Here is a 22,801-nt window from a genome sequence, read left to right on the forward strand (position 1 = left end):
GCGGGAGGCGAGGAGGGACGGGGAGGCAACGGAAGGGGGACGAGCGGTGAGAAAATGCGCGCTCCACACGAAGATCCGCGGTGCCCCTGGTCGCGGACCGGCCCCGCGTGCGTTATGAAATCGAGTGAGCGGGAGCGACATCCCCCTTCGATTATCGAATGCCCACCCTCTACGGAAACACCACCGGACTCAGCCCCCAGGCCACCAAGACCCTCGAGCGCATCTACCGCCGCAAGGTCCCGCTCGCCAGCATCGCCACGCCCGAGCTCATCAAGGCGCTCGCCGAGGCGTCGCATGAGACGGGGCGCCAGGTCGGCGCGCTGGTGCACCGCTCGGGCGAGATCGACTACGTCATCGTCGGCGACGCGACCCGGCTGATGCTGCCGGACATCGGGCGCCTCCGCGCCGCGCAGGGCCGCTTCAGGGCGCTGCGGCTCGTCCACACACACCTCTTCAACGAGCCGCTCACCCGGGACGATCTCGTGGATCTCGTCCGTCTCCGGCTCGACCTGGTCGCGGCCGTGCAGCTCACCCCGCAGGGCGAGCCGCGGACCCTCCAGTACGCGTACAACGTGCCGGTCCACGGGAAGGAAGCGGTCACGGTGACCGTGGACGAGGCCGAGGGACGCGGCGACAGCCGCGGGGAGGCGGCGCTGCCGTATCGGACCGTGGGCCCCGTCGCGATCGGCCGCGCCGACGTCGATTTCGGCGCGCTCATCCAGGCGCTCGAGGACGAGTTCACGAAGCGGTCGCGCACGCGGTCGGTCGCGGCGAAGGACGGCCGCGCGATCCTCGTCCACGTCGCCGAGAAATCCAAGGTGGGGGCGCTCGCCCGGGCCGAGGAGAGCCTGCGCGAGCTGACCGAGCTCGCCGGCACCGCGGGCGTCGACGTCGCGGACACGGTCCTCCAGCTGCGCGATCGGCTCGACCCGCGGCTCGTGCTCGGCAAGGGCAAGCTGGACGAGGTCGTGCTGCGCGCCTCGGAGCTCGACGCGGAGACGCTGGTCTTCGACCGGGATCTGACCCCCTCCCAGGCCTCGGCGATCGCGAAGCACACGGATCTCAAGGTGCTCGACCGGACGCAGCTCATCCTCGACATCTTCGCCCAGCGGGCCGAGTCGTCGGACGGCAAGCTCCAGGTCGAGCTGGCCCAGCTGAAGTACACGCTCCCTCGCCTCGGGCAGAAGGACGACTCCCTGTCTCGCCTGACGGGCGGCATCGGCGGGCGCGGTCCGGGCGAGACGAAGCTCGAGATCGGGCGCCGCCGCGCGAAGGAGCGCGTCAGCTTCCTGGAGGCGCAGCTGAAGCGGCTCTCCCGCCAGCGCGAGCAGCGCCGCCGCCGCCGCACCCGGCTCGGCGTGCCGGTGGTCTCGATCGTCGGTTACACGAACGCCGGCAAGAGCACGCTGCTGAACACGCTGACCGGCGCCGACGTGCTCGCCGAGAACAAGCTGTTCGCGACCCTTGACACCCGCTCGAGGCGGCTCCGTTTCCCCGAGGAGCGCGAGGTGGTGATCACCGACACCGTCGGCTTCATCCGGGAGCTGCCGAAGGACCTGTTCGCCGCCTTCCGGGCGACGTTCGAGGAGGCCGCCGACGCCGACCTCCTGCTCCACGTCGTGGACGCGAGCGATCCCGCACGCGACCAGCACATCGAGACGACCGAGGCGCTGCTGACCGAGCTCGATCTCATCGGCATCCCCCGCATCGTGGTGTTCAACAAGGCGGACCTGATCGCCCCGGCGGAGGGGCGGCGGCTGCTCCTCGGGCACCCGGATGCGGTGGTCCTGTCCGCCACGGACCGGGAGACGACGCGGGAGCTGCTCGCGAAGCTCGCGGAGCGGCTCAAGAGCCGCTGGGAAGAGGCCGCGATGGTGCCTGCCTACGAGGCGGAAGCCGCGGAGGACGAGCTCGGGGACGGCGGGCTGTTCGAGGGAGAAGCCGAGTCGATGACGGTGCTGGGCCCGCCTTCGAGCTCCGGGGCAGGAGAGATCAGCGCGCGTGTGAGAGGGACGTTCGAGGCGTGAGCTCCGCCGGGCTCCCTGGGGAGCCCGGCGGGAGCCGGAGAGAGCTCAAGGCGTCTCCGGGATCTCCTCACACGTGAAGAGGGGGCTGGGGAGGCACTTGCCGCTCGCGCACTGCTCGTTGGTGGTGCACTCCTCGCCACCCACCAGCTTGCAAGCGCCCTTGCCATCGCAGGCGTTGATGCCGCTGCAGTCCGCCCCGTCCTCGCTGCCGAGCGGGATGTTCGAGCACGTACCCTCCGACCCCGCGACGTTGCAGGCCATGCACGCCGTGTCGCAGGCGGCGTTGCAGCAGACGCCGTCAACGCAGAGCCCGGTGGCGCACTCGCTCGCTTCCGTGCACTCCACGCCGTTCGCGGGTTTGCACTCGCCTGCGGCGTCGCACGCCTGGCCCTCGTCGCAGCCCAGGCCCTCCGCGCCGGCCGCGGCCAGCTCGCAGGCGCCGTCTGCGCACTCGTGGCACTTCGCGCAATGCGTGTCCTCCGTGCACTCGGTGAAGCAGGCGTCGGCCTCCGGATCGCAGGCGAACTCCTCGCACGCTTTCTCCTCGCCGGGCCCGCACTCCACGCTCTCCCCGTCGCAGGTGCCGCGGCTCGTCTCGACGCCCTCGGAGCACGTCGGCTCGCCGCACTCGGTCTCGGCCTTCGAGGGGCCGCACTTGCCGTCGTCGCCCGACGCCTTGAGCGCGGCGGTGCAGGCGTCGCACTCCGCGTTGCAGGCGGCGTCGCAGCAGACGTCGTCGGCGCAGAAGCCGCTCGCGCAGTCCGTGGCTGCGGTGCACGCCTTGGCGGTGTCGCACTTCGGACAGATGGAACCGCCGCAGTCGACGTCGGTCTCTTCGTTGTTCTTCGTGCCGTCAGAACATCCGTCGTCGGGGACGTCCTCGTCCCCCGGGATGCGCGAGCGATCGACCGAGGCGATGAGCTCGCAGCCCATCCCGAGAGCCGAGAGCGCGCCAGCGCAGAGCGCCATCGCGAGAAGATGCTGTTTCTTCCACATAGTAGTCCCCTTAGAAGGTAAACCGCGCGGCGGCGCCGCCGCCTGTCGGGCTGACGAACGGAGTGACGAACGCCTTCTTCGTCACGCTCGACGCTGCGGCCTTCGCCTGGGCCGGGTCGTCGCTGAGGAGCAGGACCGCGCCGGTGACGCCGAACGTGAGCGCCACCGCGAAGGACATGTCCGCGATGAGCGCGAAGCGATCGACCTTGTCCGCGGTCTTGGTCGTCGGGGCGTCATCGAAGTCGCTCTTCGCGCCGAGCGCCTGGATGCCGAAGATCGTCCCGACCACCACACCGGCGCCCGCGAGCCCGAGGGTGACGTAGGCCGGCACCGGAGAGCGCGGCTCGATCGGCGCTGACGGCGGCGGCGGCTGCGCGGGCGGCACGTCGGCGGGCGGCGGCGGGGTGGGGGGCTGGGCCGGCGTCGCAGCGACCGGCGCCGGCGCCTGCGGCGTCAGCGTGACGTTGACCTCGCGCGCCTCGGCGAAGGTGACCTCGAGCTCCTGGCTCGCGTCGGCGAACCCCTCGGCGGAGACGGTGAGGGTGTGCTTGCCGGGCGGGACCGAGAGCTCCTTGCCGGTCTGGGCCACGCCGTCGACCGCGACCTTGAGGCCAGGCGGCGCCTCCGGGACGGTCGCGACCTTCACCTTCGCCGGCGTCTTCTTCAGGGCCTCGACGCGCGCCTGACCCTCGGCGATCTTCTCCTTGAACTTCTCGGCGTCCGGCTTCGAATCGAGGAACGCCTGCCAGGCCGCGACGGCCTCGGTGACGAGGCCCTGCTTGTCGAGCGAGAGGGCGAGCTTGTACTTCGGTGCGGCGCCGGGCACGTGCTCGTCCGCCTGGCGGTACAGGTCGGCCGCGACGGTGTACTCGCCCTTGTCGAACCTGGCCTCGGCCTCCTTGTAGAGCTTCTTCGCCTCGTCCTTCTTCTGCTTCTCGGTCAGCGCCTTCTTCGGCTTGGTGGTGGTCACCTTCGTCGCGGGCTCACCGGCCTTCGCGGGAGCCGCCGTCGCGGGCGTGCCCGCCTTCGCGGGAGCCGCAGCGGGCGTCCCGGTCGCGGGCGGCGTCGCGCCGGCCGCGGGCGGCGTCGCAGCGGGGGTGGGCGCCTGCGCCGCGGATGCGGCTGGCTTCACAGGAGCCGCCGCGGCGGCCGGCTTACCTGCCGGGGGCGCTGCCGGCTTGGCATCCGTCTGCGCAGATGCCGGACTGACGCTCGTCAGCGTCAGGAGCCCAGAGACCATCGCCGCCGAGGTCAACATCGTCAGCCGGCCCGATCGTGAACGCATACCGTAAGCCCTCCTCCGCGGATAGTGTCGCGTGGGCGCCCACTTAAGCCTTGAAGGCCGCTCTACACAAGGGGTTTCGCGTTCATCCGGGGGCGCGTGCGCCTCGGCCCAGGCCCGCGCCCCCGCCGCGCCCCCGCCGCTTTGGCGCGGCCTCCTCGGACATCAAGGCTCGTCGCCTCGTTCCAGCCATGCAGGGAACCGAAGCCTCGCCTCCAGCCCGAAGCCCAGGGTCGCCCGGCGCATGCGCGCGGCCCGCTCGGGGCCCCGAGGGAGGCTCTCGCGGAGCCTGCGCAGCGCCTCGATGTAGCGGGCGAACCGAGGATCCGAGAAGAGGGCGCCGAGGTCCTCCCGGATGCGCCGTATCGTTCCAGGGCTGACGCCATGGCTGCTGAAGCTCATCGTCAGTCCGGAGGCAGAGACCACCGAAGGGTTGACGAAGTTCGACACCTCCGGGCGATCCAGCGTGCAGACGAGGCGCCCGGCGCCCGCGAGCTCTCCGTGGAGGCGCCGCGAGAGCGCCTCGTCGCCCGGCACGAGGAACACGATCGCCGCCCCGGCGAGGTCGCCGTCCAGGAATGCTCGCCGGTGCAGATCGAGCCGCCCCTCCCGGCTGGCTTGCTCGATGGACCCGTCGACCTGCCCTGGCGCGACGACGGAGACGCGAGCGCCCGCCGAGAGGAGGCGCTCCACCGTGTACGGCGCGTCGCCGTCCGCGCCGATGACGAGCGCCCGCTGGCCGTTGAGATCGAGCGCGATGGGAAAGAGGCGCATGGGGGTGGAGCCGACACGAACAGAGCGTCCGCGCGACGAGTGTAGACCGACGCGCCGCCCGGCGGGCGAGGGCGTGACGTCGAGCGAGGCCGCCGCGCGCGTGGCTCAGCGGCCGGGAGACCTCTGGGGAGGAGGAGGCGGGCTGGGCGGTGGCACCGGCGGCAAAAAGGGTTGCGTGCGGAAGGCGAGCCTCCGGTCGGCGTTGCCGATGCGCGTCACGAACAGGCCGACGAAGGAGCCGAACAGCGAGTCGCCCGGCCCGATCGCCGTCGAGCCGGGCGGCCGGGTCACCCACCGCTTGATGCGATCGAGCATCTCGGCGCTCATGGGGTTCACCTCGACCAGCACGGCGACGAAATAGCGGCTGCCGTCGCGGACGACCGATCGCTCCACGAGCGGCAGCCGCCGGGCTTCGGCGCAGTTGCGGAGCACGCCCTCGACGTTGATCGCGACCGTGCTCGACTGACCTCCGGCCTGGATCAGCTGGATCCGGAACACCTCATCCCAGAGGTCGTAGACGATCCGGCAGCTCTTGGCGGCGAGCGCGACAGGGTTGCCTCCGCTCTCGTGAAAGAGGTAGCCGCGCATCGTGATGACGGTGGGGAGCCCGCTCAGCAGCTTCTTCGAGATCTCGCCGTCGACGACGTCGCGGAAGCCCACGGTCAGCTGCACGATCGTCTTGTCGAGCGTCAAGCTCGCCACCCGGGTGGGCAGCGCGGCCGGCGCGCCGAGCGCCTGCTGCGCGTCCGCGTCAGCGATCTCCTTGGGCCCCGGCCCCTCCTGGGCCATCGACCAGCTCGCTCGGAGGGCGAGCGTCGCGAGCAGCGCGATCCCGAGCCAGCGCGCCGCTCCGCGGCCGAGCGCCACGAGCGCTCGCCGCGCCTCTCGGAGGTGCCAGGCACGGCGGCCACCGCCCGCGCGCCGCGCATCGCGCGTCGCGCGCTTCGGTCCGCGATGTGCATTGAAGCAGATCGAGCAGATCGAGCAGATCGAGCAGGTCGAGCAGATCGAGCAGATCATTTCCGCTCACCGCGCCGCGCCGGGATCAGCCCGAGCAGGTTCGAGAACGCGAGCGTCACCCCGCCGACCGCCGTGTCGACCCGCAGACCGAGGTTGTAGGTGACGTCCACGGGCACGCGGGCGAAGCCCTCGTATCCGGTCGGCGCATCGGTGAACTCGCGGCGCGTCGCGAGGCCGTACAGGCCCGCGGCGCCGAAGAGATCGACGCCGTAGATGGAGCCGCGGCCGGCGTAGACCGGGATCCGGTACTCCGCCTCCAGCTTCGCGGCGAAGTCCCCGTACCGGACCTCGATGATGTCCGTGCTGAGGAAGTTCGGCGGTTGCCTCCGATCGGGCGCGAGGTCGAGCAGCCGATCCGGCAGGAGGTCGGTGAGATCGCCGACGTAGAATTTCTCGAAGAAAGGCGCGTCCCCGGCTATCGCGCCGGCGAACGCCTCGACGCGGAGCACGTGCCGCAGCGGCAGGCGGAACCAGCGCTGCGCGCCGAACTCGAACTTCTGGTAGCCGTAGTCGCTGCCGAACGGCGGTACGCCCACCGTGACCGAGACCGACGCGAGCGTGCCCTGCGTCGCAAGGAAGGGCGCGTCGCGCGTGTCGTGATCGATCGCGGCGTGCAGCGACGAGAGCACCGTCTTGCCGCCCAGGATGTCGAATTCGATGGGCTCGCGGCTGTTGCCGCGCATGTGCGAGGCGACCGTGGGCACGGTCGCGTCGATCTGCTCCAGGTGGTAGTCGAGCGACAGCCGCGAGGAGGAGGAGACGTCGTGACCTGTGCCGAGCGTCGCGCCGAACCGCTTGTAGGCGACGACGGCGTAGCCCGTGACCTCGCGCTGCTCGAGCAACGGGGACTCGAAGACGACGTCCCGGTTGCCGAAGAAGTCACGGGCGTCGTTGTAGAGCACCGTCACCGTGGCCGACCAGCGGGTCCCCACGAACGCGGGGTCGACGAAGCGGGTCCTCAGCGCGAGCTGGTCGGCCGCGAGCCCGACGCCGGCGCCGAGCGTGATCCCTGTGCCGGCGAGGTTGGTCTCGGCGACCTGCACGCCAGTGAACGCGGAGAGCGGCTTCGCGTTGCCCGCGGTGTCCTCGTCGGCCGCGATGCCGAGCCAGAGGTCCTGCACGACGAACGTGTTGCGCTCGACGACGTCGATCACGAGCGTCGCGCTCCCGCGCTCGACCCCCTTGCGGAGCGAGAAACCGACCGAGGCGAAGAACCCGGTCCCGAGGAGGCGGTAGCGCGTGAGCTCGATCTCCGGATCCTCGACGTCGAGCAGGTCCCCCGCGCGGAACCTGACGTAGCGGAGGATCACGCGCGCGGCGGTCCGCACGTTGCCTCGGATCTCGATGCCGTCGAGGGTGTACCGGACGCGATGCCTCTCCTGGAGCGCCGCGCCGGGCGACGGCGCCGCCGCGAGCGGGGGCGCGGAAGCGTGCGGCGCTCGCTCCTGCGCCGTGGCTTCTGCGCCGGCGGCCACCGCGCCTTGCCCGAGCGCGCGCCTCGGGCACGTCCCCAGGAGCAACGCGCACCAGAGCGCGAGGTGGGCGCGGCCGAGCGCAGGGGGCAGGGGGATGGCCCGGGAGCGTGAAGAGCTCCGGAATCGAGGTGGATTCACGGGATTCCTGCAACGCCGCCGAAGCCTCCCGAGGCGTCGGCGACGCGCCCTTCAGCAGCGCACCCTAGCACGATCGATCTCCTCGCCGGAGGAATCGGTCGCGTCGAGATCGACCCCCGCCGCGGCGTCCTCGGCGACGGCGTCGGAGGGGACAGGGGGCGACGGCGCCCTGCAGCGGATCTGCGCCGCAGCGGTCACGCGCTGTGGCCAACGTGCATCGCGCGGCGTCGGGGCGGGCTCGGTGCGCTCTGCCAGCACGAGCAGATCCAGCCGGGCCGGCGTCGGCTCGATCAGGTGATCGGCCGCGGCGAGCAGCAGCGCCCGGACCTCGGTCCGGACGCTGGCCTCGCGCGCCCAGCGCGCGCCGACGCTCGCGGCGATGGCGCGGGCAAGGAGGAGCTCGGCGCGGCCGCGCACGTCCGCGGGGATCCAGTCCGCGATGAGCGGATCCGCGAGCATGGCTAACGTCTTGCGCAGCGCGGTGACGCGGCGAGGGCCGAACCTGTCCGGCGCGCGCTCCGCGTGGCGCGCGAGGCGCCCTGCCCTGCGGAGCGCGCGCCTCGCCGCCCTGCCGACCACCGCGCCGTGCACGGTGAGCCGTTCGCGCGGCGCATCGATGGCGCGCAGCACCGCGGCCAGCGAGACCCCGCCCGCGATCACCAGCGCGACCGTCACCGCCGTCGCCTCGAGGCCGTGCAGCTTCCAGCCGCCGGTCGCCGCGACGAAGGCGCAGGCCGACGCCAGCAGGAGCCCCAGGGAGCCCAGCGCGCCTGCGGTGTGCGAGCGGCCGCGCCAGGAGCCGTCTTCGCCGTGGAGGGTCCGCGCGTAGCCGTCCGGCGCGATGAGCCGTCCTCCGCTCGGGATGAGGCCCACCATGGCTCGCCGCGCCGCGCGCCCGAGGCCGACCTCCAGCGGGCCGAGCTCGATGCCGGGCGGCTCACGGAACGGGCTCACCCATCCAGAATAGCCCATCCGCCGCCCTCACGGAGGGCGGGGGCCGGCGCGCAGCTGCGGCGGCGGAGCCTCGCCGTCTGCCGCCTCGCTCTCGCGGGCGCCACCGCCATCGGGGTGATCCTGATCGGCAGCCCGGTTGCGGTGACAGGGCTTCGTCCGTCTACGACGGGCTCTGCGGTTGCTGACAGCGCAGCGCCGCGGACAGCGCAGCGCGGCGGATCACGAAGCGTGAGCCGCCGCCACATCGAGGCAGCGACGCGCGGCGCATCACGGCTTCCCCGGGCTGTCCTTCTGTGCCCGCGATGCCTTCTCGGCGAGGCCGCTCGTGCCCATGCGTGACGCGAGCGCCGAGAGCACCGCGCGCAGCGGGACGCCGCGCGACGCGAGGCCGACCAGCAGGTGGTAGATGACGTCCGCCGCTTCGGACGCGACGCGCTCGTCGCTCTCCCCGGCGATCGCCTGGGCCAGCTCGCCGGCTTCCTCGCGGAGCTTTGCGCCGAGGAGCGGCGCGCCTCCGTCGAGCAGCTTCCGGGTGTAGCTCTTCGTCGCCGAGGACGCCTTGCGCGCCTCGATCTCTCGCTCGAGGGACTCGAGCAGCGCGGAGGCGTCCTGCCCCTCGTCGGCGGCCTCGGGCTCCCCGTCGCCGCGGGCATCGACCTGCCGGAAGAAGCAGCTCGCGCTCCCCGTGTGGCACGTCGGGCCGCGGGGCTCCGCGAGGATCAGGAGCGCATCCCCATCGCAGTCGGCGTGGACGCTCGTCACCGCGAGCGTGTTGCCGCTCGTCGCCCCCTTCTCCCAGAGCTCGCCGCGCGATCGGCTGAAGAAGGTGGCGCGCCCCGTCTCGAGCGTCCTGGCGAGCGACTCCCGCGTCATGTACGCGAGCATCCGGACCTGCCCGGTCAGCCGATCCTGCACGACGGCCGGTACGAGCTTGCCCTCTCCGAATGCGATCTTCACGGTCTATGCCTCTCCGGTGGTGTCGGGCGCCTCGGCGGCGCCGGTTTCGCGGGCCGTCGCCCGGCCTTCGTCCTTTGCGCTGCCGCGCCTGGCCCGCGACGGCGCGTCGCCGGCCTTCGGCGGCGCGCTCCGCTTCTTTCTCGGCGTGTCGTCCTCGTCCTCGTCGTCCTGGTCCTCGCCGTCGTCGTCGCCATCTGCTTGCTTGTCGGCGGCCGCGGCGGGGCTCTCCGGGAGGCTGAGCGCCATCGCCTGCTCCGGGTGGTCCAGGGCGGCCTTATGATAGACCGCGAACGCGATCGACGCCGCGAGCCCGGTCGCCAGCGCGACGGCCTGGGAGGTCGAGTACTGGAGGGTCGCGGAGGCGGCGAACGTCTCGGGCCTGAGGGCCAGGTACAGCGCGACCGCGGGGACGAAGGAGAGCACCTGCGTCACCTTGCGCACCATGTTGTCGCGGAGGAGGTGGGAGAACCCGATCGTGTACCCCACGGCGAAGATCACGAGGCCGGCCGGGAGCAACACGTGCTCCGGGAGCGACGGCGGGATCGAGCCGCGCTCCGCGTCGTCGCGGAGGAGCTCGAGCAGGTAGCGGCAGACGCCGTAGGAGAACGTGAAGATGAGGAAGATCTCGCCACGGAACTTCTGCCGGCGGCGCGCGAGGAGCAGGAGCGCGAGCAGCCCGGCGCCGACGAGCGCCTCGTAGATCTGCGTCGGGTGCACGGCGAGCGACGCCTCGGAGCTCGGATCCAGCCCGCGCTCCTTGACGTGCTGCACCCACGCCGGGGACCCGCTGCCGTGGTCCAGCGTGCCCTCGGCCCAGCGCGGGAACGTGCCGAGCTTCTTCAGCCAGGCGGGCGCCGTCTCGCCGAGCGGCCGGCCGAAGTCGCAGCCGAAGAGGTAACACCCGATGCGCGTGATCATCAGGCCCGAGGCGAGGCTCGGGACGGCGACGTCGGCCCAGGGGAGCAGCGGGATGCGATGGGAGCGCAGGAACAGGTACGAGCCCAGGAAGCCGCCCAGGAAGCCGCCGTACGCCACCAGCCCGCCGCGGCGGATGTCGAACATCGCGCCGAACGAGTCGAACTCGTCGAGGTTCGTGAGGATGTAGAGCACGCGCGACCCGACGACCGCGGCGCCGGCGGTGACGACGTAGCAGTTGGCCATCGTCTCCTTCGGCAGGCCGTCGCGCTCCGCGAGCCCGAGCGTCAGGTACCAGCCGACCACGAGCGAGAGCCCGAGCATGACACCGTAGCTGTAGATGGGCAGCGGACCCAGGGTGTAGGTCTGCTCCTTGACCTGGGAGGCGATCGCCGCGAGCGCGACGCCTGCGATGCCCGCGGCCGTCGCGCCTGGCTTGTTCTTCGCGATGAGCAGCCCGATCGCGCCCGCGAAAGCGATGCCCGCAGCGATCAGGAAGACCCAGAGAAGGGGCACGGTCCAGGCGGGCAGCGGGACGCGGAACAGGATGGGATGCATGGCGCCTCTCCTTACGCCTGGGCTTGGGGACCATCAAGCATCGTCTCTCGCGCATGACGCAGCGAGCCAAAGCGTTCGCTGACGCTGGTCCAACCGCGCCGGGCGATCTCGATGTGCCCGGGCCGTCAGCGCAGCGCGAAGTTCTCCCCACCCTGTCGACGGCGCCCGCGAAGCGGCTCTCGAAGTCCGCGCGCGCCGCTGCTAGCATCGATTCCGTGCTCTCTGGCCGTGCCACCGTCGGGGTCTTCGCAGTGCCTGGGCTGCTCGTGAGCGCGGCGTGTGTTCCCGAAGGGCCGGCCACGGGGGACGCGAGCGCGCGGCCAGCCGGGACGGTCGCGTCGTCGGTCTCCTCGCCGACCGCGGGCGCCGCTCCGGGAGCGCAGGGGGCGGGCGTGTTCGAGGACGACTTCAACCGGCCGGCGCTCGGCCCCGACTGGAACGCCTTGAGCTCCAAGTGGGCCATCGACGAGGGGCAGCTCTGCGTGCGCGCCGCGAGGAACCGCGGCGTGTGGTTGAAGCGGCCGCTGCCGGAGAACGCCCGGATCGAGTTCGACGCCATCGCCGAGGCCCCAGATGGCGATCTCAAGGCCGAGCTCTGGGGAGACGGTCGGAGCGGGGCGACGGCGGCGAGCTACACGAACGCGACGAGCTACCTCGTGATCCTCGGGGGATGGAAGAACACGAAGCACGTGCTCGCGCGCCTCGACGAGCACAGCGCCGAACGGCTGGAGATCGACGTGGACCCGGACAGCGACGACGACCGCGCGCGGCCGGTCGCGCCGGGGCAACCGTATCGCTTCCGGATAGAGCGTCGTGACGGCAGGACCCTCTCCTGGTCGGTGAACGACGTCGAGTACCTGGAGCTCAGCGACCCTGCTCCGCTCTCCGGTCCAGGGCACGAGCACATGGGCTTCAACGCATGGGATGCGCCGGTCTGCTTCGACAACCTGCGCATCACGCCCCTCTAGCCGCGATGGAATCGGGTGAGGTCGAACGGGAGCTCGAGGAGCTGGAGACGCGCATCGAGCGGCTGCGCGCGCTCTACGAGCAGTATTTCATGGGGATCGAACGGCTGGAGCCGCTCATCCCGCGCAAGGACGTCGAGCGTCGCATCTGGGTGATGCGGCGGGAGCAGATCAGGAACACCGGGCTCCGGTTCAAGTTCCAGATGCTGATCCAGCGCTACAACACGTTCCAGCAGTACTGGGGCCGCATCTCGCGCGAGATCGAGAACGGCACGTACCGCCGCGACGTCATCCGCGCAGCGAAGCGGGTCGGAGCGAAGGAAGCGCTCACGATCGTCGGCCGCAAGCGGGCAGAGCGTTACGCGGAGCTCGCCGAGCAGCAGGAGACGGCGCGCGAGCCGGTCCACCGCGCCGATGACAGCGGCGGTCACGAGGAGATCGACGTCGACGATGAGGCGGTCACGCTGGCGCCCCCGCCCTTGCCCGCCGCGTCGCTTTTGGGAAAGCGATCGCTGGCCGCGCTGGCCGCCGAGGAGGCCGCGCCTCGCGCCGCGGTCGCGCCGCTGACCGCACCGGAGGCGTCGAGCGCGGCGCCGGCCAGCTCGCCGGTGCGTCCTGCGCTCGCGCCGCCTGCCATGCCGCAGGCCGCCGCGGCCGTGAAGCCCGCGCCGCTGGGAGGGCTGCCCCGGGGGCTCGGCCTGACCAGGCCCCAGCAGAAGCCGGCGGAGAGCAAGCCGGCAGAGGCGAAGCCGGCCGAGGCGTCGCCAGCAGGCGCGAAGTCGCCGGCGCGCCCTGCCGTCGACAAGGCTCAGCCTGCAGCGGGCGCGAACAGCCGTCAGCGGCTCGCCGAGCTCGCGGCGGAGATGCGCGCTCAGCGCACCAAGACCGGCGACGCGGCGAAGGCCGCGGCCGGGCCTCCAGACGCGTTGACGGACGTCGCGCCCGAGCTTCCGCCTGCTCCGAGGCGACCGCCGCCCCCGAGCCCCGTCAAGCCTTCTCCTGGCGCTCCGGCCGAAGCCCCAGCGGTCGCTGCGGCCGCCGCGGCGGGCGAAGCGAAGGGCACCGGAGCGAGGCGGCAGGAGCGCGTCCACTCGGAGCGCCCGCCGTCGGCCCGGCGCCGTCGCTCCACCGCGCCGCCTGCCGCGGAGACCGGCGCGGCGAGCGGCGCCCGGCATACGGCGCCGCGGACGCCGTCGCGCCCCCCGGAGGCCGCGCGCGCCGGCCTCGACGCCGCGGTGCGCGCGCGACCCGCGCCCCCGCAGCGCTCTGCTGCGCGCGACGACGAGCTCCCGGAGCAGCGGCTGCGTCAGATCTACGCGAAGTACGTCGAGACGAAGCGCGCCGCGCGTGAGTCGACGGCCGGCGTCACCTACGAGCGCCTGGCCGAGAGCCTCCGCGCGCAGGCAGCGAAGCTGCGTGCGACGAACCCGGCCAAGTCCGTCGACTACGATGTCGTCGTCAAGGACGGCAAGACCCTGCTGAAGCCGATCCTCAAGTAGCCGAAGATCGGCAAGGAGCCGAAGATCGGCAAGGAGCCGAAGATCGGCTGGCGGCAGGGCGGACGCGACGTCCCAAGTCGGGGACCGATGCGCGACCGACGTTCGGCGGCGAACGCCAGGAGCGTGAGCTCGCCGAGCCAGGCTCGGTTCGCTGAGACGCTCCCGAGGGCGCTCGCGTCGTCAGACGGTCGGACGGGGCGGATGAGGATGTTCCGGCGGATCAGTGATGCGCGACGCGGCGCCAAAGCTGCGGCAGTCGCTGGACCCGCGCAGGTACTCCGGCGTCGTCCTCGACGAAGAGGATCGCACACGCCGTGCGGTCGGCCTCGCGCATCCTCGCGCATAAGTCGGCCAGGTCATCGTCGGCGTCCACAACGTCGGCTTCGGCCGGCTGGGAACAGCCTTGAATGTATTTGACATTGTCAAGGGCGATCCATCGCCCAGCGAACTCTTTCGATCGACATATGTCGCGCCAGCTCATTCGAGGCGCGACCAAACGAATCTTACTGCCCATTTCCCGTGAGCGACCTTCTCCCCCATGTTCCAAAGTCAAGCGCCGACCAAACAAAGCCAGGGCGCGGCGTGCACTGAACTTTCAGAACTGTCGGGGCAGGATCTAGCACCGGTCAAAATCGGGCGTCAAGGCAAGCCTGGAACAGCCCGGACCCGCTGAGCGTTGTGTCCGATCCGGCCCACTTCCTTCATCGACATTGCGCTGGCAGCTGGGACATCGCCTCGCCCGCCCCGATCCGCGCGGCGGCCAAGGCGTGGGACTTCGCCGCGCACCCCTTGGACGCGACCGCCCGCTTGGCGCTCGCGCTGATGGCGGCCCTCGCCTCGGCCTTCTTGGGGCCATCGCAGGACGCGAAGCGCTTCACGGCGAGATCCGTGTTGCCGCCGTTCGCCAGGTTGATCGCGGCCCTGCACTCCTGCTCCGCCTTCTCGTTGCCGGGCGGCGGGACCTTGGGCGCGGTGGTCGCGGTCGGAGTCGACGTGTTCTTCGGGGTGTCCGGAGCCGCCTTGTCCGGGCCGGTGGGCTCGGGCGGGGGAGGCTCCGGGGTGGTCGTGGGCGTGCTCGTGGGCGTGCCCACGGGATCCGACGCCACGGTGACCGACGGCGCGCCGGTGGGCAGCGGGATCGCGGTCGACGTGCTCTCCTCCGTCGTGCTCCCGCCGCTCCCCTTCGTCATCATGACGACGCCCACGACGCCGAGCACCGCGACGGCCGCGACCGCGGCGAGGATCGGAGCTGCCTTGCTCTTCTGCGGCGCCGGCGGCGGCGCGGGGAACACCTGGCCGCTGCCCGTGGGCACGGCCGGGTGCGCCGGCACGGCAGCCTGATCCATGACCGTCGCGGCCTGATGGGCCTGATGGTTGACGACGGTCCTCACCTGTCCCGATCCCGTGGGCGGCCCCGCGACGAACAGCGGCTCCCCGAGCTGCGTCTGACCCGAGCGCGACGGCATCAGCGCCGTCCCGCTGGTCGGCGCGTCGCTCCCGACGAGGGTGCGCGGCGCCGCCGCGAGCACCGAGAGGCGGGCGCCCGCGCCGATCGTGAGATCCTCGTAGAACTCCCGCGCCGACTGCTGCCGGTCCTCGCGCCTCTTGCTGAGGGCTCTCATGACGGCCGCCTTCATCTTCGGCGGGGCCGCGGCGCCCATCGGCACGGCCTCGAACGGGAACGGCTGCGCCGTCATGTGCTGCGTCGCCCATGCCCACGGCGTGTCGGCGTCGAACGGCAAGCGCCCGGTGAGCATCTCGTAGGTCAGCACGCCGAGCGAGTAGACGTCGCTCCGCGCGTCGAGCTCGGTCCCCGTGAACTGCTCGGGGCTCATGTACGGCGGGGTGCCGAGCACCGTCCCCTGCTGGGTCAGCTTCTGCTCGGCCTTGGCGCTGCGCTCGTCGCGCTTCGCGATGCCGAAGTCGAGGACCTTGACGTAGTCCTCCTCGCCGGCGCGCCTGGTCAAGAAGATGTTGGCGGGCTTCAGGTCGCGGTGGACGATCCCCTTCTCGTGGGCCTCCTGGAGCGACCCGCACGTCTGCGCGATGATGCGATCGACGCGCTCGGGAGAGAGCGCGCCGCCCCGCTCGAGCGCCGTCTCCAGCGACTGCCCGTTGAGGAGCTCCATCGCGATGTAGAGCTCTCCGGTGTTCGTCTGCCCGAAGTCGTAGACCTTGATGGTGTTCGGGTGCTCGAGCTCGCTGACCGTGCCGCACTCCCGCATGAAGCGCGCGACCACCTGCGGATCCTTCGCGTGCTGCGAGAGGAGCGTCTTGATGGCGACCTTCCGCACCGACGTGCCCATCGGCTGCTCGCCGTTGTAGACGCGGCCCATCCCGCCCTCGCCGAGCACGCCGATGATGCGGAACCGGCCGCCGACGATGGCGCCGATGAGCGGGTCTGCTTCCACCGGCGCGACAGGGAGGAGCGCGCCGCACGTGGCGCAGAAGCGCGCCCCATCGATGTTTGGCTGATGGCAAGCGGGACATTCCATGCGATCGAACCTCTACCCCCGAAGCATGACGGAACGCGATCGTCGCGTCGGGCCGCTCCGCGGCGCGCCCGGGCGAGCGTGCGCCGGGCAGGATCGCAGCAGCCGTGAGCGGAGCGCAAGGGACCTCTCGCTCGCCCGAGGCGCCGCCGACGCGCGCCCTCGTCGCCCTCGTCTTCGCCCCCTCGTTCACGTTCGCTTGCGTTCGCGCTCACGCGGCTGCTCGTCCGAGGCGCGCCGTCGCTGCGCGCGGCGTTCGGCGCGGGCACGCGGCGCGCGGAGCGCAGCTGCGTGAGCGCCTCGCCGCTGCGCTCCGCGCGCCGCGGGAGCGTGCTCCTCGACGTCCGCACTTGAAAACCGGGAGCGCTCGAGCGAGATCGGCGCCGTCTGAGGACGCCGGTGCTCTGGAGCGCCCCGCTCGACCGCGCGGCCAGACCGCGCTCTCCCAGCCGATTCCAGCGAAACGGACGAAAACGATGCACACCGCTTGACACGTCTCTTGCAGGGGGCTAAGAGCCTCCTCCCTTCGCGGGACTCGTCTACCTTCGGAGCGACGTGAGCGGCACCAACAGCTTCACCTCGCTGCGGTCCAGCCCGGTCGGGACACTCCGAACCGTGCAGGCAGGCGGTCCAGCAGGGCCGGGAGTTGATTGCTCGCACAGAAGTGATCGGTCTTGGGACATTTCGCTAGGTCAGCACGCACGTTTCCCGGAGCCCGGGGACGGGCAGCGGGTGGATGCCGCTGGCGTAGCTCAATCGGTAGAGCACCTGCCTTGTAAGCAGGGGGTTAGGGGTTCAAGTCCCCTCGTCAGCTCCGATGCAAGGCGACCGGTCGGTGGTTCGGGAGGTCAGGGCAGAGACAAAGTCGGCAAAATCTAATAAGTAGAGAAAATCTGGAGGGTTGCCCGAGCGGCCAAAGGGAGCAGACTGTAAATCTGCCGGCAATGCCTACGATGGTTCGAATCCATCACCCTCCACCGGAGCGACGTTTCGCTCCGAAGGCGGTCCGACCAGGAACCAGATCCGCCGGGTCACTCCCGACGGAAGCCCGCGGGCGTAGCTCAGTTGGTAGAGCGTCAGCCTTCCAAGCTGAACGTCGCCGGTTCGAACCCGGTCGCCCGCTCCGTGGTCGGTCGTTTGCCCACCTAGCTCAGTTGGCAGAGCACGTCCTTGGTAAGGACGAGGTCGTCGGTTCAATCCCGATGGTGGGCTCCAACGAGGACAGCGAAACGCAGTCGCGAACTTCATTTCGGCAGGAGACATCTCGATGGCCAAGGAGAAATTCACTCGTACGAAGCCGCACGTGAACGTGGGCACCATCGGCCACATCGACCACGGCAAGACCACGCTCACGGCGGCGCTCGTCAAGGTGCAGTCGAAGCGCAACCTGGCGAAGGCGATCTCGTACGCCGACATCGCGAAGGGCGGGACGGTCCGTGACGAGACCAAGACGGTGACCATCGCGGCGGCGCACGTCGAGTACGAGTCGGCGAACCGCCACTACGCGCACGTCGACTGCCCCGGGCACGCCGACTACATCAAGAACATGATCACCGGCGCGGCGCAGATGGACGGGGCGATCCTCGTCGTGTCGTCGCTCGACAGCGTGATGCCGCAGACGCGCGAGCACGTGCTGCTCGCCCGGCAGGTCGGCCTGAACCACATCGTCGTGTTCCTCAACAAGTGCGACGCGGTGGACGACCCGGAGATGCTCGACCTGGTCGAGATGGAGGTCCGCGAGCTCCTGTCGAAGTACAAGTTCGACGGAGACAACGCGCCGGTGGTCCGTGGCGCGTCGCTGCCCGCGCTGCAGGGTGACCCGAAGTGGGAGGAGACGATCCAGCAGCTCCTCAGCGCGCTGGACAGCTACATCCCCGAGCCGGTGCGCGACATCGACAAGCCGTTCCTGATGGCGATCGAGGACGTGTTCTCGATCAAGGGCCGCGGCACGGTGGCCACGGGCCGCATCGAGCGCGGCGTGATCAAGGTCGGCGACGAGGTGCAGATCATCGGCTTCAAGGACACGAAGAAGTCGGTCGTGACCGGCGTCGAGATGTTCCGCAAGCTGCTCGATCAGGGGCAGGCGGGCGACAACGTCGGGTGTCTGCTCCGCGGCGTGGAGAAGGAAGAGATCGAGCGCGGCCAGGTGCTGGCGAAGCCCGGGTCGATCACGCCGCACACGAAGTTCACCGGTGAGGTGTACGTCCTCAAGAAGGAGGAGGGCGGGCGCCACACGCCGTTCTTCACCAACTACCGGCCGCAGTTCTACATCCGGACGACGGACGTGACCGGCACGGTGAACCTCCCCGAGGGGGTGAAGATGGTGATGCCGGGCGACAACATCACGATGACGATCGAGCTCATCGCCCCGGTCGCGCTGGAGGAGCAGATGCGCTTCGCCATCCGCGAGGGCGGCAAGACGGTGGGCGCCGGCGTCGTCACCAAGATCCTCGCGTAGGAGGCCGACGTGGGCGAGCAGGCCGGTGGGTGGCGTGCGGCGCGCATCGCCGTCTCACTGGCCTGCCGCGAGTGCAAGTCGCGGAACTACAAGACCACGAAGGCGCCGGACCAGCTGGTGTCGCTCAAGAAGTTCTGCAAGCAGTGCAAGAAGCACACGGTTCACGACGAGACGAAGTGAACGAGTGCTCAGGAAGGCGCAGCGATTCTAGGGGTATAGCTCAGTTGGTAGAGCAGCGGATTCCAAATCCGCAGGTCGGGAGTTCGAGCCTCTCTGCCCCTGCCGGGGGATGTGGGCGCCTCAGGGCCGCCCCTGGATCCTCACCGAGCAGGCCATTGTCTGCCGCGGGTCGGCGCGTTTGGTGTTGTTATGGCGAAGGGTCAAAAAGACAAGCCGCCGACGAAGGTCGCGGAGGACGAGGAGCCGGAAGAATCCGGACCGAGCTCGCCTGCCGAGGACTCGTCCCTCGTGACGCAGAGCGAGGGGACGGGGGCTGCTGACGCGAAGGACGCCGAGGCGCCGCGTGCCGATGAATCGAACGACGCCGATGAGGCCGAGGGCGAGGAGGTCGCGGCCGCTCAGCTTGGCTCGGAGCGCTATGTGCTCGCCGGGTTCTTCGCCGCGGGGATGCTGCTCGCCTACCTGCTCGGCAAGGTCGTCCATGGCGTCTGGGCGACCCTCGCCAACAAGGACTGGTTCAGCCGGGCGCTGCCGGCGCTCTCCGCGGTGGGTGACGACGACAAGACGACGTACGGCATGGTCATCGGCGGCGTCGTCGCGCTGGTCGTCGTGTTGCGCGCATTCCGCAACGCCGAGCTTCGCGCCTGGAGCGACGAGGTCGCCGCCGAGCTGGCGAAGGTGAAGTGGCCGACCAAGAAAGAGGTGACGAATGCGACGTTCGTCGTCATCGCGACGACCACCGTGGCGACCCTCTACCTGGCGCTGCTCGACCGCTTCTGGGCATTCGTGACCAACATCGTTTACGGCGATGGAAGCTGAAGCAGGGAGACCCTGAGGGAATCAAGCGCCATGGCCAAGAAGTGGTACGTCATCCATACCTACTCGGGATACGAGGCGAAGGTGCGCGACGCGCTCCAGCAGCGCGTGAAGCAGTACAGCCTGGAAGATCGGTTCGGCGAGATCCTCATCCCGAGCGAGACGGTCACGGAGAACCGTCCCGGCGGTAAGACCCGCATTCGTCAGAAGCTCAGTCTGCCCGGTTACATCTTCGTGGAGATGGAGATGAACGAGCAGGTCTGGCACCTGGTCAAGGACACGCCCAAGGTGACCGGCTTCATCGGCAACCAAACGCCGCAGGAGGTCCCGATCGTTCAGATCGACAACCTCCGGCGGGGGATCGTCGAAGGCGCGGTCAAGCCGAAGCCGCGGCTCACGTTCGAGGTGGGTGAGGAGGTGCGGGTCCTCGACGGCGCCTTCGCGAACTTCACCGGCACGGTCGATGACGTGAAGATGGACAAGCAGAAGCTCAAGGTGAAGGTCAGCATCTTCGGCCGACCCACCAGCGTTGAGCTCGACTTCTCAGCCGTGGAGAAGCGCTAGCCAGGAACGGACGGCTGCAAACCTGCGGGCGAGCACCGCGCCTCCGCGGTGCTTCGCTGTTTCTCTGAATAGTAGACCGCCCGTCGGGCGGCGGTTCGATAGGGTGCGAGATTCATCATGGCGAAGAAAGTCACAGGGTACGTGAAGCTGCAGCTTCCGGCGGGCAAGGCCAACCCGTCGCCCCCCGTCGGTCCGGCGCTCGGCCAGCACGGCGTCAACATCATGGCGTTCTGCAAGGACTTCAACTCGCGGACGGCGACGCAGGGGGACATGATCATCCCGGTGGTGATCACGGTCTACTCGGACCGCTCGTTCACGTTCATCATGAAGACGCCGCCGGCCTCCGTGCTCCTCAAGAAGGCGGCGGGGCTCGAGACGAAGAAGAAGCCGGGCGCGGGCTCCAAGGAGCCCAACAAGGTCAAGGTGGGCAAGGTCACGCAGAAGCAGCTGAAGGAGCTTGCCCAGCTCAAGATGCAGGACATGAACACGACGAACCTCGAGTCCGCGATGCGCAGCATGGCGGGCACGGCGCGCTCGATGGGCATCGACGTCGTCGACTGAGGTGGTCGTGGCGCTCCCCGCCATCGGGGATGCGCCCCGCCGCGCCGGGCGCCCCGAGAGCGGCGCCCAGCGGGCCAGAAGCAAGATTTACCACGGTAGTTTGAGGCGCACCGTGGGAGGCGAGAGCCGTTAAGAAGGAGGGCATGTGCCGAAAGTCGCCAAGAAGAAGGTCGCAGCGCGGGCAGTCGTCGACCGCGCTCGAAAGTACACATTGCAGGAGGCGTGCGCGCTCGTGAAACAAGCGGCGCCCGCCAAGTTCGACGAGACGGTGGACCTCGCGGTCCGGCTGGGTGTCAACCCGCGGCACGCAGACCAGATGGTCCGTGGCGCCGTCGTGCTCCCGCATGGGACGGGGCAGTCGCTTCGGGTCCTGGTGTTCGCCAAGGGCGAAAAAGCCAAGGAGGCCGAGGCGGCCGGCGCCGACTTCGTCGGCGAGGCGGATCTCGTGAACAAGGTCCAGGAAGGCTTCATGGACTTCGATCGCGTGATCGCCACGCCCGACATGATGGGTCTGGTGGGCAAGCTCGGCCGTATCCTCGGTCCGCGCGGCCTGATGCCGAACCCGAAGGTCGGGACCGTGACGTTCGACGTGAAGACGGCCGTCTCGGAGGCGAAGGCCGGCAAGGTGGAGTACCGTGTCGAGAAGGCGGGCATCGTGCACGCGCGGATCGGCAAGGTCTCCTTCGCGGAGAACGCGCTCCACGTGAACGCGGACGCGCTGATCCAGGCGCTCGTCCGGGCCAAGCCGGCGACGGCCAAGGGCATCTACCTCCGGAGCATCACGATGTCTTCGACGATGGGCCCCGGGGTTCGCATCGACCCGGTCCACTTCATCGGCAAGACGGAGGAGGCGTAGCCCATGGAACGGTCCCAGAAGGAAGTGCTGATCGGCTCCGTCCGGCAGAAGTTCGAGCGGATGTCTTCCGCGGTCTTCCTGGACTTCAAGGGGATGAACGTCGAAGCGGTCACCAAGCTTCGCGATGAGTTCCGGAAGTCCGGCGTGGAGTACCGGGTCGTGAAGAACACGCTCGTCCGCCATGCCATCAAGGAGCACCCCTGGGCGAAGACCCTCTCGAAGAGCCTGACCGGCATGACCGGCGTGGCTTGGAGCTACGAGGATCCGAGCGCGGCAGCCAAGGTCGTCAAGGCGTTCCGCAAGGACAACCAGAAGCTGCAGATCAAGGCGGGGCTCATCGAGGGGCAGATCCTCTCGGGGGACGCCGTCGAGACGCAGCTCGCGACGATGCCCGGCAAGGATGAGCTTCGTGCCACGCTGCTCGCGACGCTGCAGGCGCCGCTCCAGCAGTTCGTGCAGCAGCTCAACGCGCCTCTCCAGAATTTCGCCTATCTCCTGAAGGCGAAGGAAGAGGAAGCGGGTAAGCAGGCCTGAGAGGGTGCTTTCGTATCAATTGGGCCTTGCGCCCGTCTGGTTTTGGTTTACATCGCCCCCTCCCCGGGGCGCGCAGAAGAGTTTGAAGGAGTCTTGCAATGGCTGAGATCACGCGCGAGCAGGTCGTCGATTACCTCTCCAACCTCCCTGTCATCCAGATCGCCGAGCTCATCAAGGACCTCGAGAACAAGTGGGGCGTCAAGGCTGCCCCCGCGGCTGTCGCCGTCGCGGCCGGCCCCGCGACCGCCGCTCCGGCCGAGAAGGCCCCGGAGCAGACCGAGTTCGACGTCATCCTCGCGAACGCGGGCAGCAACAAGATCGGCGTCATCAAGGCGATCCGCGAGATCACCGGTCTGGGCCTGAAGGAGGCGAAGGACCTGGTCGAGGCCGCGCCGAAGACCGTCAAGGAGCAGGTTTCCAAGGCGGACGCGGAGGAGATGAAGAAGAAGCTCGTCGAGGCAGGTGCTACCGTCGAGCTCAAGTAACGATCACCGCTCCCTGCAAGGGAAATCGGGATCCGCCGGCGGACGGCGGCAGGGGCGGTCGTCCCTGCCGCACGTCCCGCTTTTGTCTGATGAACGGGACCGCGTTTGCGGGCCCTCGCGCAACGCTGAAGAGGGCCTCGAGTACGGGTCCTCGGTCAATCCTGAAGAGGACCGCGGGTGCGGGTCCTCGGCCAACGTCGGAGCTCAATGGGTCGCCACGCGGTCCGCTCTGCCCCCACAACCAAGATGTTTTGGGTCCTCATTCCCTGGGGACGCTCGCTCGCCATTCGTGCGT

21 protein-coding genes and 5 tRNA genes are annotated in these 22,801 nt (G+C 70.0%); 16 read left to right on the forward strand and 10 right to left on the reverse strand.

Annotated elements, in window-relative coordinates:
* Positions 1-158: 158 nt before the first annotated feature.
* Entirely contained in the window at positions 159-2,027 is a 1,869-nt protein-coding gene (gene hflX / locus WMF39_RS02215; protein ID WP_437743907.1) for a GTPase HflX, read from the forward strand.
* 45 nt (positions 2,028-2,072) lie between these two features.
* Here hflX and WMF39_RS02220 read toward each other — a convergent pair whose 3' ends face one another.
* The 8 genes from WMF39_RS02220 to WMF39_RS02255 form a co-directional block, all read right to left on the reverse strand.
* Positions 2,073-3,023 (reverse strand): hypothetical protein, encoded by a 951-nt coding sequence (locus WMF39_RS02220; RefSeq protein WP_437743908.1) that lies wholly within the window; start codon positions 3,021-3,023, stop codon positions 2,073-2,075.
* A 10-nt stretch (positions 3,024-3,033) separates the two neighbouring features.
* Positions 3,034-4,308, reverse strand: coding sequence for a PEGA domain-containing protein (locus tag WMF39_RS02225; protein ID WP_437743909.1), 1,275 nt, complete (start codon positions 4,306-4,308; stop codon positions 3,034-3,036).
* 162 nt (positions 4,309-4,470) lie between these two features.
* Entirely contained in the window at positions 4,471-5,079 is a 609-nt protein-coding gene (locus tag WMF39_RS02230) for a precorrin-2 dehydrogenase/sirohydrochlorin ferrochelatase family protein (RefSeq protein ID WP_437743910.1), read from the reverse strand.
* Between the two features lie 105 nt (positions 5,080-5,184).
* Positions 5,185-6,099 carry a hypothetical protein gene (locus WMF39_RS02235; RefSeq protein ID WP_437743911.1) on the reverse strand — a complete coding sequence of 305 codons (915 nt, stop codon included), beginning with the start codon at positions 6,097-6,099 and terminating at the stop codon, positions 5,185-5,187.
* Entirely contained in the window at positions 6,096-7,712 is a 1,617-nt protein-coding gene (locus tag WMF39_RS02240) for a BamA/TamA family outer membrane protein (protein WP_437743912.1), read from the reverse strand. Before WMF39_RS02240 ends, WMF39_RS02235 begins: the two co-directional genes overlap by 4 nt.
* A gap of 51 nt (positions 7,713-7,763) precedes the next feature.
* A complete protein-coding gene (locus WMF39_RS02245) occupies positions 7,764-8,666 on the reverse strand; it encodes a hypothetical protein (protein ID WP_437743913.1) in 903 nt (300 codons plus the stop codon).
* A gap of 267 nt (positions 8,667-8,933) precedes the next feature.
* Complete coding sequence (gene hisIE, locus WMF39_RS02250; protein WP_437743914.1) at positions 8,934-9,623, reverse strand: bifunctional phosphoribosyl-AMP cyclohydrolase/phosphoribosyl-ATP diphosphatase HisIE; 690 nt, start codon at positions 9,621-9,623, stop codon at positions 8,934-8,936.
* A gap of 3 nt (positions 9,624-9,626) precedes the next feature.
* A complete protein-coding gene (locus WMF39_RS02255) occupies positions 9,627-11,096 on the reverse strand; it encodes a prolipoprotein diacylglyceryl transferase (RefSeq protein ID WP_437743915.1) in 1,470 nt (489 codons plus the stop codon).
* Between the two features lie 215 nt (positions 11,097-11,311).
* Between WMF39_RS02255 and WMF39_RS02260 the strand changes: the two genes are divergently transcribed.
* Both WMF39_RS02260 and WMF39_RS02265 read left to right on the forward strand, forming a co-directional pair.
* A complete protein-coding gene (locus tag WMF39_RS02260; protein ID WP_437743916.1) occupies positions 11,312-12,064 on the forward strand; it encodes a hypothetical protein in 753 nt (250 codons plus the stop codon).
* A 5-nt stretch (positions 12,065-12,069) separates the two neighbouring features.
* Positions 12,070-13,560 (forward strand): MXAN_5187 C-terminal domain-containing protein, encoded by a 1,491-nt coding sequence (locus WMF39_RS02265; RefSeq protein ID WP_437743917.1) that lies wholly within the window; start codon positions 12,070-12,072, stop codon positions 13,558-13,560.
* Positions 13,561-13,780: 220 nt separating this feature from the next.
* On the opposite strand, the gene WMF39_RS02270 is transcribed toward WMF39_RS02265, so the two are convergent.
* Positions 13,781-14,041, reverse strand: coding sequence for a hypothetical protein (locus tag WMF39_RS02270; RefSeq protein WP_437743918.1), 261 nt, complete (start codon positions 14,039-14,041; stop codon positions 13,781-13,783).
* Positions 14,042-14,261: 220 nt separating this feature from the next.
* Positions 14,262-16,055 carry a serine/threonine-protein kinase gene (locus tag WMF39_RS02275; RefSeq protein WP_437743919.1) on the reverse strand — a complete coding sequence of 598 codons (1,794 nt, stop codon included), beginning with the start codon at positions 16,053-16,055 and terminating at the stop codon, positions 14,262-14,264.
* Positions 16,056-16,793: 738 nt separating this feature from the next.
* Between WMF39_RS02275 and WMF39_RS02280 the strand changes: the two genes are divergently transcribed.
* The 13 genes from WMF39_RS02280 to rplL all read left to right on the forward strand — a co-directional run bounded on the left by WMF39_RS02280 (position 16,794) and on the right by rplL (position 22,506).
* A tRNA-Thr gene (locus WMF39_RS02280) sits at positions 16,794-16,866 on the forward strand.
* A gap of 81 nt (positions 16,867-16,947) precedes the next feature.
* Positions 16,948-17,029 (forward strand) — tRNA-Tyr (locus WMF39_RS02285).
* A gap of 73 nt (positions 17,030-17,102) precedes the next feature.
* Positions 17,103-17,175 (forward strand) — tRNA-Gly (locus WMF39_RS02290).
* A 16-nt stretch (positions 17,176-17,191) separates the two neighbouring features.
* A tRNA-Thr gene (locus WMF39_RS02295) sits at positions 17,192-17,267 on the forward strand.
* Between the two features lie 52 nt (positions 17,268-17,319).
* Positions 17,320-18,510, forward strand: a complete 1,191-nt coding sequence (gene tuf / locus WMF39_RS02300; protein WP_012233037.1) for an elongation factor Tu — start codon at positions 17,320-17,322, stop codon at positions 18,508-18,510.
* A gap of 9 nt (positions 18,511-18,519) precedes the next feature.
* The gene (gene rpmG / locus WMF39_RS02305; protein WP_437743920.1) at positions 18,520-18,690 is read left to right on the forward strand and encodes a 50S ribosomal protein L33; all 171 of its coding nucleotides are present in this window, start codon (positions 18,520-18,522) and stop codon (positions 18,688-18,690) included.
* A 29-nt stretch (positions 18,691-18,719) separates the two neighbouring features.
* A tRNA-Trp gene (locus WMF39_RS02310) sits at positions 18,720-18,792 on the forward strand.
* An 87-nt stretch (positions 18,793-18,879) separates the two neighbouring features.
* A complete protein-coding gene (gene secE, locus WMF39_RS02315) occupies positions 18,880-19,509 on the forward strand; it encodes a preprotein translocase subunit SecE (RefSeq protein WP_437743921.1) in 630 nt (209 codons plus the stop codon).
* A 30-nt stretch (positions 19,510-19,539) separates the two neighbouring features.
* A complete protein-coding gene (nusG, locus tag WMF39_RS02320; RefSeq protein ID WP_437743922.1) occupies positions 19,540-20,070 on the forward strand; it encodes a transcription termination/antitermination protein NusG in 531 nt (176 codons plus the stop codon).
* A gap of 117 nt (positions 20,071-20,187) precedes the next feature.
* Positions 20,188-20,631 (forward strand): 50S ribosomal protein L11, encoded by a 444-nt coding sequence (gene rplK / locus WMF39_RS02325; RefSeq protein WP_437743923.1) that lies wholly within the window; start codon positions 20,188-20,190, stop codon positions 20,629-20,631.
* A gap of 145 nt (positions 20,632-20,776) precedes the next feature.
* Entirely contained in the window at positions 20,777-21,487 is a 711-nt protein-coding gene (gene rplA, locus WMF39_RS02330; protein WP_012233042.1) for a 50S ribosomal protein L1, read from the forward strand.
* Between the two features lie 3 nt (positions 21,488-21,490).
* Positions 21,491-22,021: a 50S ribosomal protein L10 gene (gene rplJ, locus WMF39_RS02335; RefSeq protein WP_012233043.1), complete on the forward strand. Its 531-nt coding sequence runs from the start codon at positions 21,491-21,493 to the stop codon at positions 22,019-22,021.
* A gap of 98 nt (positions 22,022-22,119) precedes the next feature.
* Positions 22,120-22,506: a 50S ribosomal protein L7/L12 gene (gene rplL, locus WMF39_RS02340; RefSeq protein WP_437743924.1), complete on the forward strand. Its 387-nt coding sequence runs from the start codon at positions 22,120-22,122 to the stop codon at positions 22,504-22,506.
* Positions 22,507-22,801 lie beyond the last annotated feature (295 nt).

Source organism: Sorangium sp. So ce1504 (genome assembly GCF_051521635.1).
Lineage (GTDB): Bacteria > Myxococcota_A > Polyangia > Polyangiales > Polyangiaceae > Sorangium > Sorangium cellulosum_B.